1 protein-coding gene is annotated in these 671 nt (G+C 75.0%); it reads right to left on the bottom strand.

Annotation, left to right across the window (positions count from 1 at the left end):
* Nucleotides 1–671: glycosyltransferase (locus tag SACPADRAFT_RS24870; protein ID WP_007027889.1), on the bottom strand; the 671-nt coding region annotated here is incomplete at both ends.

The raw sequence follows: 671 nt of genomic DNA, 5'->3' as shown, positions 1-671 counted from the left end.
GCCGGGCAGGCGGTCGGCCGCGGGACGCGGGTCGCGGCAGAAGTCCACCAGCGGCGCCAGCACCCGGGGCCAGGTGAACCGCTCCGCCACGGCGGCGAGGCGCTCCCGGCACGCCCGGGCGAACTCCTCGTCGTACAGGCACCGTTCGAGCGCGTCGGCGAGCGCCTCCGGATCCCCGGAGGGCACGACGACGCCGAGCTCCTCGTCCCGCACGAGGTCGGCGAGGGCGTCCCCGGCGGTGGTCACGACCGGCAGGCCCGCCCACAGGTAGTCCAGCACGCGGGTCCGGAACGCGAACGTCGTCTCGACGTGCTCGCGGTGGGTGGTCACCCCGCAGTCGGCGTCGAGCAGCCAGTTCTGCCGCCGGTCGTAGGGCACCCAGTGCTCGTTGAAGAACACGTGCTTGCCGGTGAGGCCGAGCTCGTCGGCCAGCCGCACCGTCGCCGGCGCCACGGTCATCTCCCCGACCTCGGGGTTGGGGTGACGCATTCCCAGAAACACCAGGCGCACGTCCGGGTGCCGCGCGCTCAGTGTCCCGATCGCGTGCACGAGGGTGAGCGGGTCGAACCAGTCGTAGACCCCGCCCGCCCACAGCACCACCCGGTCGTCGGCGCCCACGCCGTCGAGCGTCGCGCGCGGTCCGGGCCCGGTGCGGCGCGGCGGGTCGGTCG

Origin of the sequence: Saccharomonospora iraqiensis subsp. paurometabolica YIM 90007, from assembly GCF_000231035.2 — a bacterium.
GTDB classification, from domain to species: Bacteria; Actinomycetota; Actinomycetes; order Mycobacteriales; family Pseudonocardiaceae; genus Saccharomonospora; species Saccharomonospora paurometabolica.
The sequence above is the reverse complement of the archived record's forward strand: the minus strand, read 5'-3'. Positions and strand labels throughout refer to the sequence as shown.